Below are 1,469 nucleotides of genomic sequence, written 5' to 3' on the forward strand. Positions count from 1 at the left end.
GCACCGCCCGCACCGCCCGCGCCGCCCGCGCACCTGCCCTACCCGGGCGGCGCCCCGCACCACAACGGCACGCAGCCCTACCCGGCACAGGCCCCGACCGCACACCAGGGCTATGTACCGGTGACATACGACGGCCGCCTCGGCGGCACGGGTACAGGGGCGGCGCGCTGACGTGCGTACCGCACTGTCGGGCCTGACCACGCGAGGACGATCCTTCCTCGCGGCGGGGGTCGCCGCGAGCATCTGCGCGGTGATCCTGGGCCAACGCGACCTGCTGCGCGTCGGCTTCCTGCTGACCGCCCTGCCGCTCGTCTCGGTCCTGATCGTCGCCCGCACCCGGCACCTGGTCACCAGCGCGCGAGCGCTGGAACCGGCCCGGGTCGCGGCCGGGCACGAGTCGCAGGTGCGGTTGCGGGTGGACAACGTCTCCCGGATCCCCACCGGACTGCTGATGTTGGAGGACCACGTGCCGTACGTGCTCGGTTCGCGGCCGAGGTTCGTCCTCGACCGGATCGAGCCGCACGGCAACCGGCACGTGGCCTACCGGGTGCGCTCGGACCTGCGCGGCCGCTTCCCGGTCGGACCGCTGCGGCTGCGGATGGCCGACCCGTTCGGGATGTGCGAACTGACCCGCTCCTTCGCCGCCCGCGACACGCTCGTGGTCACTCCCGCCGTACAGCACCTGCCCGCCGTGGACCTGGGCGGCGAGTGGACCGGCTACGGCGACAGCCACGCGCGCAACGTGTCCGCGTCGGGCGAGGAGGACGTCGTCCCGCGCGAGTACCGACACGGCGACGACGTGCGCCGCGTGCACTGGCGCTCCACCGCGCGACGGGGCGAGTTGATGGTGCGCCGCGAGGAACAGGCGTGGCAGAACAGGGCCACGGTCCTGCTCGACACCCGCGAGGGCGCGCACTACGGCGACGGCCCCGCGTCGTCGTTCGAGTGGGTGGTCTCGGCCGCCGCGTCCGTGGGCGTACACCTGTGCCGGCGTGGCTACACCACCCGCCTGCTCGACTCCGAGGGCGAGTCGCTCGCCGGAGACCTGGAGGGCGTGCGGGCCGCGCCGGGCGACTTGGAGGGCTACCTGCTCGACGCGCTCGCCGTCGTGGAGACCGTGCCGGTGACCGCGCTCGACCGGGCCGAGCCCGCGCTGCGCGATCCGGGCGGCGGCGGTCTGACCGTCGTGGTGCTCGGCGCGCTGACCGAGGACGACATCAAGCGCCTGGGCCGCGCCCGACACCGCTCCGGTCGCGGGGTGGCGATCGTCTTGGACACGACCACGTGGGGCCACGTGTCGGGCGCGTTGCCGCACGCGAACGCGGTCGCGCTGCTGCGCCAGGCCGGCTGGCGGGTGCTGTCCGCGCAGGCGGGCTCCCGCCTGGCTGATCTGTGGCGGGCGGCGGGTCGCGTGGGCGACCCGGCGGGCGCGATGTCCTTCGCCGGCGGCCCGGGCCCCGCGGCTCCGA

General features: G+C 75.2%; 1 protein-coding gene. It reads left to right on the forward strand.

Annotated elements, in window-relative coordinates:
* Nucleotides 1-172 precede the first annotated feature (172 nt).
* Nucleotides 173-1,469: DUF58 domain-containing protein (locus GT354_RS08515; protein WP_161355652.1), on the forward strand; the 1,297-nt coding region annotated here is incomplete at its 3' end.

Origin of the sequence: Streptomyces sp. SID3343, from assembly GCF_009865215.1 — a bacterium.
GTDB lineage: Bacteria > Actinomycetota > Actinomycetes > Streptomycetales > Streptomycetaceae > Embleya.